The 14,119-nt window shown below is 67.9% G+C and carries 15 protein-coding genes; 4 read left to right on the forward strand and 11 right to left on the reverse strand.

What is annotated here, in order from left to right:
* Window positions 1–4: 4 nt before the first annotated feature.
* On the reverse strand, window positions 5–1,561 hold the full coding sequence (locus tag ACEQZD_RS00895) for a hypothetical protein (RefSeq protein ID WP_370183425.1): 1,557 nt from the start codon (window positions 1,559–1,561) through the stop codon (window positions 5–7).
* 115 nt (window positions 1,562–1,676) lie between these two features.
* Between ACEQZD_RS00895 and ACEQZD_RS00900 the strand changes: the two genes are divergently transcribed.
* The 4 genes from ACEQZD_RS00900 to ACEQZD_RS00915 all read left to right on the forward strand — a co-directional run bounded on the left by ACEQZD_RS00900 (window position 1,677) and on the right by ACEQZD_RS00915 (window position 5,365).
* The gene (locus ACEQZD_RS00900; protein ID WP_335628913.1) at window positions 1,677–2,345 is read left to right on the forward strand and encodes a methyltransferase domain-containing protein; all 669 of its coding nucleotides are present in this window, start codon (window positions 1,677–1,679) and stop codon (window positions 2,343–2,345) included.
* Window positions 2,346–2,582: 237 nt separating this feature from the next.
* The gene (locus ACEQZD_RS00905) at window positions 2,583–3,404 is read left to right on the forward strand and encodes a hypothetical protein (RefSeq protein WP_335628912.1); all 822 of its coding nucleotides are present in this window, start codon (window positions 2,583–2,585) and stop codon (window positions 3,402–3,404) included.
* A gap of 144 nt (window positions 3,405–3,548) precedes the next feature.
* On the forward strand, window positions 3,549–4,601 hold the full coding sequence (locus ACEQZD_RS00910) for an AraC family transcriptional regulator ligand-binding domain-containing protein (protein ID WP_335628911.1): 1,053 nt from the start codon (window positions 3,549–3,551) through the stop codon (window positions 4,599–4,601).
* Between the two features lie 23 nt (window positions 4,602–4,624).
* On the forward strand, window positions 4,625–5,365 hold the full coding sequence (locus ACEQZD_RS00915; RefSeq protein WP_370183427.1) for a lipase secretion chaperone: 741 nt from the start codon (window positions 4,625–4,627) through the stop codon (window positions 5,363–5,365).
* Here the strand turns inward: ACEQZD_RS00915 and lnt are convergent.
* The 10 genes from lnt to ACEQZD_RS00965 form a co-directional block, all read right to left on the reverse strand.
* Entirely contained in the window at window positions 5,331–6,878 is a 1,548-nt protein-coding gene (gene lnt / locus ACEQZD_RS00920; protein WP_370183429.1) for an apolipoprotein N-acyltransferase, read from the reverse strand. The genes ACEQZD_RS00915 and lnt overlap by 35 nt on opposite strands.
* A complete protein-coding gene (locus ACEQZD_RS00925) occupies window positions 6,878–7,417 on the reverse strand; it encodes a hypothetical protein (RefSeq protein ID WP_370183430.1) in 540 nt (179 codons plus the stop codon). The genes lnt and ACEQZD_RS00925 overlap by 1 nt, the downstream gene beginning before the upstream one ends.
* A gap of 127 nt (window positions 7,418–7,544) precedes the next feature.
* Window positions 7,545–8,036, reverse strand: a complete 492-nt coding sequence (locus ACEQZD_RS00930) for a hypothetical protein (protein ID WP_370183433.1) — start codon at window positions 8,034–8,036, stop codon at window positions 7,545–7,547.
* 12 nt (window positions 8,037–8,048) lie between these two features.
* A complete protein-coding gene (locus ACEQZD_RS00935; protein ID WP_142948800.1) occupies window positions 8,049–8,474 on the reverse strand; it encodes a GNAT family N-acetyltransferase in 426 nt (141 codons plus the stop codon).
* A 10-nt stretch (window positions 8,475–8,484) separates the two neighbouring features.
* Entirely contained in the window at window positions 8,485–9,618 is a 1,134-nt protein-coding gene (locus ACEQZD_RS00940; RefSeq protein ID WP_370183435.1) for a JmjC domain-containing protein, read from the reverse strand.
* Between the two features lie 26 nt (window positions 9,619–9,644).
* Window positions 9,645–11,015 (reverse strand): adenylosuccinate lyase, encoded by a 1,371-nt coding sequence (gene purB, locus ACEQZD_RS00945; protein ID WP_335628906.1) that lies wholly within the window; start codon window positions 11,013–11,015, stop codon window positions 9,645–9,647.
* Between the two features lie 136 nt (window positions 11,016–11,151).
* The gene (gene hflD / locus ACEQZD_RS00950; protein ID WP_335628905.1) at window positions 11,152–11,781 is read right to left on the reverse strand and encodes a high frequency lysogenization protein HflD; all 630 of its coding nucleotides are present in this window, start codon (window positions 11,779–11,781) and stop codon (window positions 11,152–11,154) included.
* Window positions 11,778–12,878, reverse strand: coding sequence for a tRNA 2-thiouridine(34) synthase MnmA (gene mnmA / locus ACEQZD_RS00955; protein WP_335628904.1), 1,101 nt, complete (start codon window positions 12,876–12,878; stop codon window positions 11,778–11,780). The genes hflD and mnmA overlap by 4 nt, the downstream gene beginning before the upstream one ends.
* Before the next feature lie 31 nt (window positions 12,879–12,909).
* On the reverse strand, window positions 12,910–13,377 hold the full coding sequence (locus tag ACEQZD_RS00960) for an NUDIX hydrolase (protein ID WP_370183437.1): 468 nt from the start codon (window positions 13,375–13,377) through the stop codon (window positions 12,910–12,912).
* A gap of 82 nt (window positions 13,378–13,459) precedes the next feature.
* Complete coding sequence (locus ACEQZD_RS00965; protein WP_194856035.1) at window positions 13,460–14,083, reverse strand: pseudouridine synthase; 624 nt, start codon at window positions 14,081–14,083, stop codon at window positions 13,460–13,462.
* Between the last annotated feature and the right edge of the window lie 36 nt (window positions 14,084–14,119).

Here is a 14,119-nt window from a genome sequence, read left to right on the forward strand (position 1 = left end):
CCCTTTAAGCAGGCCGTCGAGCCGCTCCGGGACCGGCGGCAGCGGTGACGCTTCGTGCCGGTGGCCGCACGGTGAAGGTCAGCGCCCGCTGTTCCCGCTGCAGCGGCGTCAGCCGGAGCGACGCGATGGGGGCCTCGGTCAGCAGGCTGACCTCCGCCGGCGGCGCGCCCAGGGTCAGGCGTTCGACAAAGGTGTCGGCGGAGGTGTCGCCCTGCTTGGGCGCCCGGTACACCACCGCGAAGTCCAGCGGCTCGCCGTCGGCGTCCAGCGGGCGGGCGCTCAGCCGCCCCTCGTTTTCCAGGTGCAGGTCCACGCGCCGTTCGTCCCAGTCCAGCACCCGGGTGCCTTCGGGCAGGTCATCGCCCTGTTTCACGGTGATGGCTTCTCCCGGCACCCAGATACTGGCCTGGCCGTTCACGGTGATCGGCTCGTCGCCGGGCATCGGGTGGTTCGGGGTGGGAATCAGCAGGTCGCGGCCCAGGTCCTGCGGGCCCGGTTCCGCCAGGCCGTAGAAGCCGCCGGATTCCGCCAGGCGGTTCAAGGCCAAGCCCGCCGGCGCGTCGTCGCCGAGGCCGGTGAAGTGGAAGCTGGTTTGCTGTTGCAGCGGGGCGGCGAGCGCCCAGTCCCCGGTGGTCACCAGGCGGTGCTCGTCGGTGTGATGGAAGAGGCTGTCCTCCAGGCTGTCGAGCAAGGTATTAACGTGCCCGGCGTCGCGCAGCGGTTGCAGCGATCCGGCCTCCATGAAGAACGGATCGGCCAGCCGGCGCTCGGTGTACTCCGCCTGCATTTCCGCCTGTGTCGGATCCACATCCCAGTCCCTCACCGGGTAGGGGTAATGGCTTTGGCTGATCAGCAGCAGACGCTGCTCCACCCGCGCGTTCTGCTCCGGCAGGGTCACGGTGCTGTGCAGGCGCAGCGCTTCGGGCATGCCGGAGGGCCAGCGGGCGACCATGCGCGCCTGGCCGGTGACGCCGTCGCCGTCCAGGGTGAGGGCGATCAATACCCGGTCGCCGTCCCGGTCCAGCACCTCATAGTCGGCGGCGACGCTGGGCAGGCCCCACAGCGCGGCGTCCGCGTGCCAGGTGTCGCCGGGGCGCGGGTCCCGGGGCAGGGGGACCGCCGTGGCGGTGGCCTGATCCAGCAGTTGCTGCACCTTGTCGCCGAAGCGCTCCACCAGCGTCTCGTAGAGCGCCTGGTCGGCGATCCGGGTGTCGGTGATTTCACCGTCCTCGATGCGGCTCAGGGTGCCGGTGGAAAGAAATTTCATCAGCGGTTCGGCGCGCTCGCCGAGCCGGTCCAGGTCGCGGGTATCCAGCTCGCCGCTGCCCAGGCGCAGCCAGGGCAGGGTGGTGCGGATCCAGCGGCCGTCATCGGGCCCGTCCGCGATGCGGTTGCGGACCAGGGCCTTGAGGTTCATGTCCTGGCTGTAGTCGTCGTCCAGAGGCGTCATGGTCTGATGGGCGACGAGCAGGAAATCGTCTTCGTAGTCGCTGTCGGGGGCCGGATTGTCCTGGCAGGCGGTGATCAGGAAAAGGCAGAAAAAAACCAACAAAAAACGCATAATGGCAAACTCCGTAATGCGCGGAATTGTAGCCAAAATCGGCGCCGCGGGGTGGGCCGCGGGCCAGAAATGTGAATTAAGTTGTCCTAAATAATGCCCCTTCTCGAGACACAGCATGTTTGCTAACAGCCGGGCGGTGACCACCAACCAGGAAGGGGTGCACCCCGCTCTGGAAGCGACGGTGCGTCGCCATCTGGCGCACCCCTGGCGGGCGCCGGTGGCGGACCATGACCGTGATGCCTTCGCCCGCGCCGTCGACTGGGTCGGCACGGCCGGGGACCGGTTGATCCTCGATTCCGGATGCGGCACCGGGCGTTCGTCGGTGGCCCTGGCGCGCGCCTACCCGGAGGCGCTGGTGTTGGGATTGGATCAGTCGCAACACCGCCTGCAGCGCGCCGCCCGCCGTTTTGCCCCGTTACCGGACAACCTGCTGTTGCTGCAGACCGATTGCACCGGTTTCTGGCGGCTGGCGGCACAGGCCGGCTGGCGGCCGTGGCGCCATTATATTCTTTACCCGAACCCCTGGCCGAAGAGCGCGCATATGAAGCGCCGCTGGCACGGGCACCCGGTGTTCCCGGCGCTGCTCGAACTGGGCGGCACGCTGGAGATGCGCAGCAACTGGCCCCTGTATCTGCAGGAGGCCCGGGCCGCCCTGGCGCTGGCCGGCTCGTCCTCGGATATCGCCCCCTTGTCGCTGGACCAGGGAGCGTTAACCGACTTCGAGGAGAAGTACGCCGCCAGTGGTCAACGGCTCTGGCGTCTCACGGCGAAGCCGGGCCGCTGAGCCTGTCCCCTCCGAATCCCGGCGTGTGCTTTGTGCGCTGTTTCTCCGTTTTTATGTGACCGCCGTCAGGCCCGGCTACGTGAGTTACCTCCGCGCCGTGAATCGGGCCATTGCTGTGATAGCTGCCTTTGGAACGGCCCTCCTAGAATCAAAGTCGTTGCCGCGGAGTCTCCGCGGTTGCCAAGGGAGAGAACCGTTAAGAGAACCGTTAATTCCGATAAAAAAAGGATCACAGCAATGAAAACAACTAACTCGCACATGGCGCTCAATACGCGCTGGCTGACCACCACCGCCGCCTTACTGGCCGGCGTTCTCATGGCTCCCGCCGCCCTGGCCGGCGATGACGACAACCCGCTCGCGCCGTTCGAGGAAGAGGGCCCTTACTCCACCACCCGGGACACCGGCTTCAGCTGCACTGTGTACCGGCCGATCAGCCTCGACGGCGATCATCCGGTGATCGTCTGGGGCAACGGCACCGGCGCGTCTCCGACGGTCTACGGCGGTGGTCTGGAACACTGGGCGTCCTGGGGGTTCGTGGTGGCGGCCGCCAACACCAGCAACGCCGGTTCCGGCGAGGACATGCTCGACTGTATCGATTATCTGGAAGGCCGTAGCTACGCCGACGATCTGGATTTCGCCAATATCGGCGCGTCCGGGCACTCCCAGGGCGGCGGCGGCACCATCATGGCGGCCCGCGATGACCGCATCACCGCTACCGCGCCGATGCAGCCGTACATTCTCGGCCTCGGCCATGAAACGCTGTCTCAGTATCAGCAGCAGGCGCCGATGTTGCTGCTGTCCGGTTCCGCCGACACCCTGGCCGGTCCCACTCTGAACCAGGCTCCGGTGTACCGGCGCGTGGACGTGCCGGTGTTCTGGGCCACGCTGAACGGCGCCAGCCATTTCGAGCCCACCGGTGATTTCGGCGACTACAAGGGCATCACCACCGCCTGGTGGTTGTATCAGCTGGAAGGGAATTCCGATGCTGCGAGCCTGTTCACGGGTGCCTGTTCCGCTTGTGATATAAGTGGATGGGACATGGAGCGTAAGGGCCTGTGAGGGAAGGCGGGCTCCGTGTGCAAGCGCATGGGGCCCGCTCTGATCGACCGGTCCCATCCTGACGGCAGACCCATGGCGGAATCAGCTATTCCGCGCAGTCGTGAAAGCCGCTGCCAAAAGAATAACAAGGTTTGGGAGCGAACAATGAACGCGAAACTGATAGGCGGTTCGCTACCGCTTCATCGGCACCCACTGGGTTTTATCGAAGCGTTTTGCAGCCTCGGCGCCAGCCAGGACCGGCTGCTCCGCGACACCGGCATTTCACCGGCCATGTTTGAAATGCAGGAAATCAATATCGGCTTCGAGCAATTCCAGCGTCTTCTCTATAACGGCATCGAGGCCTGCTCGCGACCCGCGCTGGGCGTGGCGGTGGGCATGCGGTTCGACTGGTCGTACTGGGGCCCGGTGGGCTTCGTGGTGCACTGCAGTCCGAGCCTCAAGCTGGCCGGTGAGGCGTTCCGCCGCTACCTGGTCATGTCGCAGCCGCATTACGCCACCCACACGGCGCGGCCCAATGCGTACCTGGACGCCGACAACCGTGTGGTTGAGCCGATCGATTACGCCACCGGCAGTGAGCAGCAAACCGTGCTGCGCGATTTTATCCGTGACTGGCGCCTGGCGGTGACCCTGCGGCTTTGGGACCTGTGCGGCAACAAAGAGGTCGACGATCCGTCCGTGCATGTCCGTCTGGACCGGCCGCGTCCCGCTGAGCCCACCGCTTACCGCAGTCTGCCGTGCGAAAGCCTCACGTTCGATTGCGATGAGTTCTCCATATCCGCGCATCGGGATTTTGTGTTCCGGCGCTTCCGGCCCCTGCGCAAGCGCACCTTCGACCGGATCATCGACGACTGCGAGCGGGAGCTGTGCCGGGTGCCGGAGCGCTTGCCGTTCACCGAGCGGGTGCGCTCGCACATGCGCGCGCACTTCCGGCCCGACCTGAACCTGGAAACCGTGGCCAGGCAGTTGCATCTCACGCCCCGTAGCCTGAGCCGTCGTCTGGCCCGGGAACGGTCGTCGTTTCGCCACCTGTTGCACGCCGTGCGCATGGAAATCACCAGCTATCAGCTGCGCAATTCGCGCCTGGCGGTGGAGGAAGTGGCGGCCCTGGCCGGGTTTTCCTGCGCCTCCAGCCTGCGCCGCGCGGTGAAAAGCTGGACCGGCGTCACGGTGGGGCAAATCCGCGCGGTCATGGAATAACGGACACCGACTAAGGAGCAACCATGTTCGACAACAAGGCATCGGCGGGCCCCTGGATCCTTGGCGCGGCCGTGGCGCTGGCGGTGTTGACTGGGACTCTGTACTGGCTCGGTGGAGAGGCGCCGGCGCCGCGGGTGGCGGAACCGCCCCCGAGCCCGGCGGACACCGCGCCGGACCCGGTGGCACGGGCGCCCGTGGCGGACTTGCCGGCCGGCGGGCCCGACAGCGGCGCCGGCCCGGCCCGGGCGGCGGACGAGCCGGAACCGCTCCCGGAGCAGGCGGTGATCAGCGAGGCGCTGAGCGGTCTGCAGTGGGACGGGCAGGGGCGTCTGCAGGTGAACGCCCGGGTCCGGGAAGATCTGGATGCGTTATTCATGGCGCGCGGCACACGCCTGGACGGGCAACAGTTCGAGACCCTGCGACGGCGCATCACCGCCGGGCTGCCGGACGACCGCGCCCGCCAGGTGCTCGATGTGGTGGAGCGCTACTACCACTACAGCAACGTTTATCGGGACCTGGGCGATACCTTCCGCTACCTGGGCACCGAGGAGGAAATGTCACGGGGCCTGCGGCAACTGCATAACCTGCGGCGTGACTATCTCGGCGCGGACCTGGCCGAGGCCCTGTTCGGCGAGGAAGAGCGCATGATGCGCGTAACGCTGGAGAACATGCGCATCCAGTCCGATCCGGCGCTGACCGAGGCGCAGAAGCGGGAGCGTCAGCGGCCGCTCAGCGAAACGCCGGCCAGCGCTGAAAAGCGATAACGCCGATCATGGCCCGGGCCAGGGCGAGGGCGGTCAGCAGCAAGATCAGATCGAGGAACAGCGTCGGGTGACGGGTGAAGAAGCTGTCCGCCGCCGACCCCGGTGCGGGAATGTCCACCCAGTAGGCCGCCTCCTGGCCGTATTCGGACTGCAGCAGCCGGCGGCCGCTGGGCAGTACCACCGCCGAGGGGCCGTTGTTGATCACATGCAGCAGCGGCCGCCGGTTCTCCACCGCGCGCAGCACCGAGGCGTTGAGGTGCTGGTAGGGTTGCCGGGAGGCGCCGAACCAGGCGTTGTTGGACAGCACCACCAGCAGTTCCGCCGCGCCGCCGCCCCGGGCCGCGCCGGCCACCAGTTCGGGAAACAGGGCCTCGTAGCAGATCAGGGGCAGGGCTTCCAGGCCGGCGACCGCGAAGCGGCCGGGCCGCTCGCCCGCGCTGACCTTACTGAAGAAGCCGCCAAGCTGCTCGCGCACCCGGCTGCCGGTGCGCGGAAAGGCTTCCAATAGCGGCAGGTATTCCCCGAAGGCGACGCGCTGGATCTTGCGATAACGGCCCTGTTCCTCCCCGTCGCGGCCGATCAGCGCGGCACTGTTGAACTGTTCGCCGCTTTCCACCTGCATGCCCTGGAAGATCAGCGCCGCGTCCAGTCCGGCCACCGAGCGGCGCAAAGCGGCCGCCACCCGGGGATGGGCGAAGTAGTCATCGAAACCGGTTTCCGGCCACACCACCAGGTCGGCGCCGGCGCGGGCCAGAGGCTCGGACAACGCCAGCGCACGGGGGTAGGCGAAGCCATGGCCCGGCGCCGGTGAGGCGCCGCCGGGCGGGGTGTTTTCCTGGACGAAGCCGACGCGGTGCGAGGCGTTGTCATCGCCGTGATGGTCCCAGTGATGCAGCAGCACGCTGCCCAGGCCCAGCCACAGCACGGGCACGGCGGCAGCGGCCAGACCGGCCCTGTCCTTGATAAGCCGCCCGCGCGGCGGGCGGAACAGCCAGCGGTAGAGCAGCACGTTGACCAGAGCGATCACCGCGTCCAGCGCGTGCACCCCGGTCCAGGCCAGGGGTTGCAGGGCGGTGAGGAACAGGCTCTGGCTCTCGCCGAGCTGGGCCTGGAACAGCATCGGAAAGCGGGCGAAGAACAGTGACGTGAGCACCGGGAACAGCAGCAGCGCCGACCAGCCGGTGCGCCGCCGCAACCACTGAAAGGTCAGCATCAGCAACGCCGGCAGCTGGGCGCTGTACAGCCAGAACAGCAGGGCCAGGCCGGCGGTGACCACAGGCCCCGGTGACCACAGGTGCTGTAGAAACTCGACGATCCAGAACGCGCCCAGGCCGTAGAACAGCAGACCGCAAATCAGGCCCAGCCGGTAGGCGCGCCCGGGAGAGGCACCGCGGAGCGCCGCCAACAGGGGCACGAACGCCACCCAGGTCAGCGGAAACAAGCCGCCGTGAATAAACGGCAGCGCCAGCAGCACGCCGGAGAGGGCGGCCAGGGGCACGGCCAGGCGTGCCATCAGCGCGGCGCCCCGCCGGTCCGTTGTTCCGCCTGCATGGCTTCCCGCATGGCGTTCTCGTCGTTAAAAAGGGTGTCCCCGTGGGCGCCGAAATAGCGCTTCTGCAGCTCCCGGCGGGCGGCCAGGTCGCCGGCGGACAATGCCGTCATGGCGTCGCGATAGCGCAGATAATCGAACAGCAGGGTGTCGGCGCCCGCCGCCGGCAAGGCCCGCCGCGCCAGCAACCGGACACGTTCACGCTCCGCCGTGGTGAGCGGGGCCTGAACCGCGTCCGCGGCAAGCCGTACCGCCGCCAGCGTGCGGGTGTCGTAGCGCAGGCGGCCGTGACGGTCCGCAGGAAGGCGCTCCAGCATCCGGTCGAGCGCCGGCCACAGGCCAGGGTTACCGGCCTCGGGCCAGGCGGGCAGGGTGGCGCGCCCGGCCCGCGCGCTATCGGCGGTCGGCCAGCGCGAATGGGCGGCGGCCAGGCCCAGCAGCACCAGCAAAGCCAGCGCCGGCCAGCGGTTCGCTGGGCGGGTCGACAGGGCGGGATCGTGCATGTTTGAGCGCTCCGGCGTAGGACACCACCGCGATGGTAGCACCGACGGCAATCCCGGCGGCGAGGAGGGTGACTTCAGTGGCGCGCTGGCTGGATTTCAGGTTCGTGAGGTATCCCGGCGGCGCCGGTTAGAGCCGCAGTTCGCGCAGCTCCCGGTTGGCGCGGCCCCGTTCCCAGACGTGGGCGAACTCATCGGCCCGGCGTGGGCCCAGGGGCAGGGCGTGGGCACACAGGGTCAGCCGCTCCGGGCGGGGCCAGCCGTGGGCCTCGAACAGGCCGGTGCGATCGGCGACCGCGAAGCACAGGCGCGGATCCGCATCGTCCGCTTGTGTCTGGCGCAACTGAAGCCGTGACGGCAGGCGGCGGCCCAGGTGGATCAGGCCGTGGCCGGTCTTCACCGCATGCCCGGCGTCGTCGAACAGCACGCGCAGATCGGCGCGCGGCGATGACAGAGCCAGGCTTTTGAGGGCGTCCAGGACGTCGCCGTCGTTGCTGAGGGCGTCCAGCTGAGGCACGCGCAGCCACAGGCGCCGCCCGCCGGCGCGGATCAGCGCCGCCAGGGCCGCCGTCGCGGAAGACGGATGGTGAAGGGTGCTGTCTTCGCCGATCCGGAGGTCCATGGCAGCGCCGCTTCAGGTGAGCAGCTTGAACATCTGGCGGTGGGGGATGTGGGCGTCCATGAAAATCCCCCCGGAGGCGGAGAACCCGGCGCCTTCGTAGAAGCTGGTGGCGTGGGTCTGGGCGTAGAGGAAGATTTCCCGCATGCCGGCGGCGCGGGCGGCTTCCTCGGCGGCCACCAGCAGGGCGCGGCCGATGCCGCTGTTGCGGCGGGTTTCCAACACGCACAGCCGGCTGATCTGGCCGCTGCCCAGCAACCGGATGCAGCCGATCGGCTGCTGGTCGTCGTCGAGCGCCAGAAAATGACGAGAGGCCGGGTCGGCGCCGTCCCATTCCAGTTCTTCGGGGACGCCCTGTTCGCCGATGAAGATGCGCTCGCGCAGAGCGCTGAGTTCGGCGCGGTGTTCGTCCCAGGAGGTTTCGATAATGCTAAAGGCCATGGCGTTCTCGTTAAAGCTCGGCAAAGTAGCCCTGGTCTATCCAGTGGTTAAGCAGGTCGCGGCTGTCGGCGTTGAGCACCTCAGCCAGCTCGTCGTGTCGATAGCGGCGCTGGCGTGCAAGCAGCCGCGCCAGCGGCTTCTGGCCCTGATTGAGAGGCCAGGGTTCCCCGTTGAGCCAGGCGGTGTCGCCGTGGCAGAGAAGCCGCGCGCCGCCATGCCGGATCAGGGCCGTGGCGGGGTCGGCGGCGCGAATGTGCGCCGGGTCGATCAGAAAATCAAGTCCTGTCTGCCGCGGCGTGCTCAGCCAGCGGGCCAGGGCGCGCCCGGCGGCGCCGCGATCCAGCAGCCCGAAGGCGCGGTCGAGCATGGCGTCGCGGTCGGCGGCGCTCAGCTCGCCGGCGTCGTCCACCGGCGCCCGGCCCGGGTCGGTATACAGCTGCTCGTCGGTGTCGGCGAGGGTTTCGGCGACCATTTCCGCCAGCAGGTCCCGGTAGTCCGGGGCCCGGAACCCCACCGACCAGGTGATGCAGTCGCTGTCCAGCGCCACGCCGTGGTGGGCCATGCCGGGCGGCAGGTAGAGCACATCGCCGGGGCCGGCGGTGTGTTCCTGCTCCACGGGCATGTGGGCCAGCATTTTCAGGGGCACGTCGCCGCGCAGGCGGCTCTGTTCGTCGCACTGCGGGCCCAGCTGCCAGTGCCGCCGGCCGGCGGCCTGGATCAGGAAGACGTCGTACTGGTCGAAATGGGGGCCGACGCTGCCGCCTTCGGCGGCGTAGCTGATCATGATGTCGTCCAGGCGCCAGCCGGGCACGAAGCCGAAATCATCCAGCAATAGCGACACTTCGGTGAGGTAGTGGTCCACCGACTGCACCAGCAGCGTCCAGTCCCGGTCGCCCAGTTCGGCGAAGCGCTGCTCGTCCAGCGGGCCCTGTTCCAGGTGCCAGGGGCCGTTGCCGGCGCCACGGATCAGGCGCGATTCCACCTCCGGCTCCAGCGCCAGTCCGGCCAGGGTATCGGCGTCCGGGTGGTCCAGGCCGCCGGCGGCGCCGGGCATGAACAGGGGCGCCCGCTGCCAGTGGCGCGCCAGGAAGTCCCGGGGCGCCATCGGCAGGTTGAAGCGGGGCAGAGCGGTGGCGGCAGACATGGTATCCGGCGGCGGCGCGCTGGCGCCTACTGGACGCCGCGCGCCTGCTGGCCGGCGTTGCCCACGTAGGTGGCCGGGGTCAGCGCCTTGAGGCGCTCCTTGGCGTCCTCGGGGATCGCCAGGTCGTCGATGAAGGCGGCGAGCGCCTCCTGGGTGATCGCCTTGCCGCGGGTCAGCGCCTTCAGTTTTTCATAGGGCTTTTCGATGCCGTAGCGGCGCATCACGGTCTGGATCGGCTCGGCCAGCACTTCCCAGGCGGCGTCCAGGTCGTGGTCGAGCCGTTCGGCGTTGATTTCCAGCTTGCCGATGCCTTTCAGGGCGGCTTCGTAGGCGATCAGGCTGTGCGCCAGGCCCACGCCCATGTTGCGCAGCACGGTGGAATCGGTGAGGTCACGCTGCCAGCGGGAGATCGGCAGCTTGCCGGCCAGGTGGTCCATGATCGCGTTGGCGATGCCCAGGTTGCCCTCGGAGTTCTCGAAGTCGATCGGGTTGACCTTGTGCGGCATGGTGGAGGAGCCCACTTCGCCCTCCACGGCGCGCTGCTTGAAATAGCCCAGGGAGATGTAGCCCCACAGATCCCGGTCGAAATCCAGCAGGATGGTGTTGAAACGCATCAGGGCGTGGAAGTATTCGGCTATCCAGTCGTGCGGCTCGATCTGGGTGGTGAAGGGGTTGAAGCTCAGCCCCAGGCCTTCCACGAAGCGGCGGGCGAACGCCGGCCAGTCCACCTCCGGGTAGGCGGCCAGGTGGGCGTTGTAGTTGCCCACCGCGCCGTTGATCTTGCCGAGGATCTCCACCGCCGCGAACTGGTCGCGCTGGCGTTTCAGGCGTGCCACCACGTTGGCCATTTCCTTGCCGACGGTGGTGGGCGAGGCGGACTGGCCGTGGGTGCGCGACAGCATGGGGGTGTCGGCCAGGCCGTGGGCCAGCTTGCGGATGCCGCCGATCACCTGGTCCAGTTTGGGCAGCAACTGCTCGCGGGCTTCGCGCATCATCAGCGCGTAGGACAGGTTGTTGATGTCCTCGCTGGTGCAGGCGAAGTGCACGAATTCGCTCATGGCGTCCAGCTCTTCGTGCTCGGCCATGCGCTCCTTGATGAAGTATTCCACCGCCTTGACGTCGTGGTTGGTGGTGGCTTCGATTTCCTTGATCCGCTCGGCGTCCTTCTCTTCGAAGTCGCGGGTCACGCCGCGCAGGTGCCAGGCGGCCTTGCCGCTCATCAGCGGCACTTCCGGGATCGCCTTGTCATGGGCCAGTTGTTCCAGCCAGCTCACTTCCACATGGACCCGATAGCGAATCAGGCCGTATTCGCTGGTGATCGCGCGGAGGGATTCACACTTGCCGGCGTAGCGGCCGTCCACCGGGGAAATGGCGGTAAGGGAAGTAAAGCTGGACATGGGGCAACTCCTGAAGGGAATCCGATAGCGGCGCAATCATACAGCAAAATGGCGCCGCTCGCGTAGCGCCGGCGCGCGCCGGGAAGGCGCCCGGGAAAGGCGCGGATTTTAGTTAAAGTTGATTATAAGGTTATAGCTATAACTCACTGAATTTTATGCTTTCCAGGATTTCCAGTTGCTGCTTGCGTTGGAACAGCAAGCGCCAGCGGCGGCCGCCCAGGTGGTGCCACAGGAAGGCGGCCCGCACGCCGGCCAGGAACAGGGCGCGAATGCGGGCGGCGTTGTCCTCGTCCTGCAGGCGCGCCGGCTCGCCCTGCACGCGGATGCGAAACCGGAAGGTGCCCAGGGTATCCAGGTAGATGCCCGCCAGGCGATGACAAAAAGTGACATTGGTGGTGCCGCCCTGGAAATGCTGGCGCTGGCCCTCCAGGGCGATCAGCCGGTGGCGCAGGATACTGATCACGTCGCTGTTCTTGCGCAGCTTGGAGGACAAATGCAGCAACGCCAGCGAGTAGCTGAGCGGCCGCGCCGCCTGGCGGGTCTGCTCCCGGTTGAGGCTCTGGCGCAGCAGGCGCAGGCCGTTCCGGAACAGGGCGGGGCGCGGGTAGATGGTGTCGAAGTCGGTGGCCTCCATGGTCATCACCCCGTCGAGCAGGGCCTCCATGGCGGCGTGGTCGCAGTCGCCGCTGGTGGCGATCTGGTCGGCCAGGGTGGCGGCCTCGAACACCGCGGCCAGAGCCAGGGCTTGTTGCTGCTGCGAATTCATCGCGTCTCCTCGATGACGGCGCCGCCCAGACAGGCGTCGGCGTCGTAGAACACCACGGACTGGCCCGGCGTGACGGCCCGCTGGGGCTGGTCGAACACCACCCGCACGCGGCCCGCGCCGGCGTCTTCCACCCGGCAGGCCTGGTCCGGCTGCCGGTAGCGGGTCTTGGCGGTGAGCCGGGCGGGCAGCGCCGGCGGCGCGCCGGCGATCCAGTCCACCGGCCCGCTGGTCAGCTCGTCGCGGTAAAGCAGCGGGTGGTCCTGGCCCTGCACGGCGATCAGCACGTTGCGGTCCAGGTCCTTGCCGGCCACGTACCAGGGCGCGTCGCCGGCGTCGGCCAGGCCGCCGATGCCGAGGCCCTGGCGCTGGCCCAGGGTGTAGTACATCAGGCCATCGTGGCGGCCGATGCGGTGCCCGGCGTCGTCCTCGATGTCGCCGGGCTGGGCAGGCAGGTAGGTTTCCAGGAAATCCTTGAAGCGCCGCTCGCCGATAAAGCAGATGCCGGTGGAGTCTTTCTTTTTATGGTTGGCGAAGCCGCGCTCGCCGGCCAGACGGCGTACTTCCGGCTTCTCCAGGTCGCCGAGCGGAAACAAGGTGCGGGCGAACTTGTCGCCGCCCACGGCGTGCAGGAAGTAGGTCTGGTCTTTATTGTCGTCCACCGCGCGCAGCAGCCGGGCGTGTTCACGGCTGTGATCGACCCGGGCGTAGTGGCCGGTGGCGATATAGTCCGCGCCCAGGGTCAGGGCGTGGTCCAGGAAGGCGCGGAACTTGATTTCCTTATTGCAGAGGATGTCCGGGTTGGGGGTGCGCCCGGCGCGGTATTCGGCCAGGAAGTGCTCGAACACCCGGTCCCAGTACTCGGCGGCGAAGTTGGCGGTGTGCAGCTCGATGCCCAGCACCCCGGCCACCTGCATGGCGTCGAGCAGGTCGTCCCGGGCGGTGCAGTACTCGGTGCCGTCGTCCTCGTCCCAGTTCTTCATGAACAGGCCTTCCACCTGATAGCCGGCGTCCAGCAGGCGGGCGGCGGCCACGGAGGAATCGACACCGCCGGACATGCCGACGATGACGCGGGTGTTTTCGGGCGCTTGTGCGTTCATGGGGCTCTCTATATGGGCGCTTTAACGCGAATCAACCGCGCTGCAGCGGCCAGGGGTGCTGATAAATGGCGTCCAGCGGCAGGCGTCGGCCGCTTTGATAGTCTTCCACGCAGCGCGCCACCAGCGGGCTGCGGTGCTCGGCGCTGCGCTGCGCCAGCTCTTCGGGGGTCAGCCAGAGCGCTTCCAGAATGCCGGTGTCCAGTTTCTGGTGCGGGTCGTGCCCCCGGGGCTCGGCGATGAAACAGGTGCGGTAGTATACCCCGGCGCCTTTATAAGGCTGAAAAATGTACCAGCCGAGCAGGCCGGTGATCTCCACCCGCCAGGCGGTCTCCTCCAGGGTTTCCCGGTAGGCGGCCTGCATCAGGTCCTCGCCGAATTCGGCGTGGCCGGCGGGCTGGTTGATCACCGCTTCGCCGTTCTGGGTTTCGCGCACGAACAACAGGCGGCCTTCATGTTCCACCACGGTGGCGACTGTAATGTGCGCTTGGAAGCTGTTCATCCGGTTCCTGATCCGTCTGTGGTTTGCTGCGGGCGCCGATGGTAGCGCACCCGGGCGCGCCGCGACAGCCGCGGGCGGTGCCTCAGCCACGAGGCCCGCGCGTACCCCGGGCCGGAGCCCGGCGCCGGCCTTTGCGCGCGGCCGGGCGGGGCGGCTTTTTGGGGGCGTGGATTTGCAGTTCACGCCATTCGCCGGGGGCCAGGCCGCTCAGGTCCCAGTCACCGATGCGCCAGCGTACCAGCCGCAGGGTGGGGTGGCCGATGGCGGCGGTCATGCGCCGGACCTGGCGGTTGCGACCTTCGTCTAGGGTGAGTTCCAGCCACTGGTCGGCTACCGTGAGCCGCGTGCGCACCGGCGGGTGCCGTGGCCACAGGGCCGGCGGCGGCACCGCTTCCACCGGTGCCGGACGGCAGGGGCCGTCCTTCAGGGTGATGCCCTGACGCAGGCGCTGGAGGGCGTCTTCCGACGGCTCCCCCTCCACCTGCACCAGGTAGGTCTTGGCCTGGTGGAAGCGGGGGCTGGCGATGTGCGCCTGCAGGGCGCCGTCATCGGTCAGTAACAGCAGGCCCTCAGAGTCCCAGTCCAGCCGGCCGGCGGGGTAGACCCCCGGCACCGGAATGAAATCCTTCAGCGTGCGCCGTCCCCGTGGATCGGTGAACTGGGAGAGCACCTGAAAGGGTTTGTTAAACAAAATCAGTCTGGCCATGTCAAAAAACGCCTTAGTAGGCCCGTCAAGGCCAAG

It is taken from the genome of Alloalcanivorax sp., from assembly GCF_964221125.1.
In the GTDB taxonomy this organism is placed as follows: domain Bacteria; phylum Pseudomonadota; class Gammaproteobacteria; order Pseudomonadales; family Alcanivoracaceae; genus Alloalcanivorax; species Alloalcanivorax venustensis.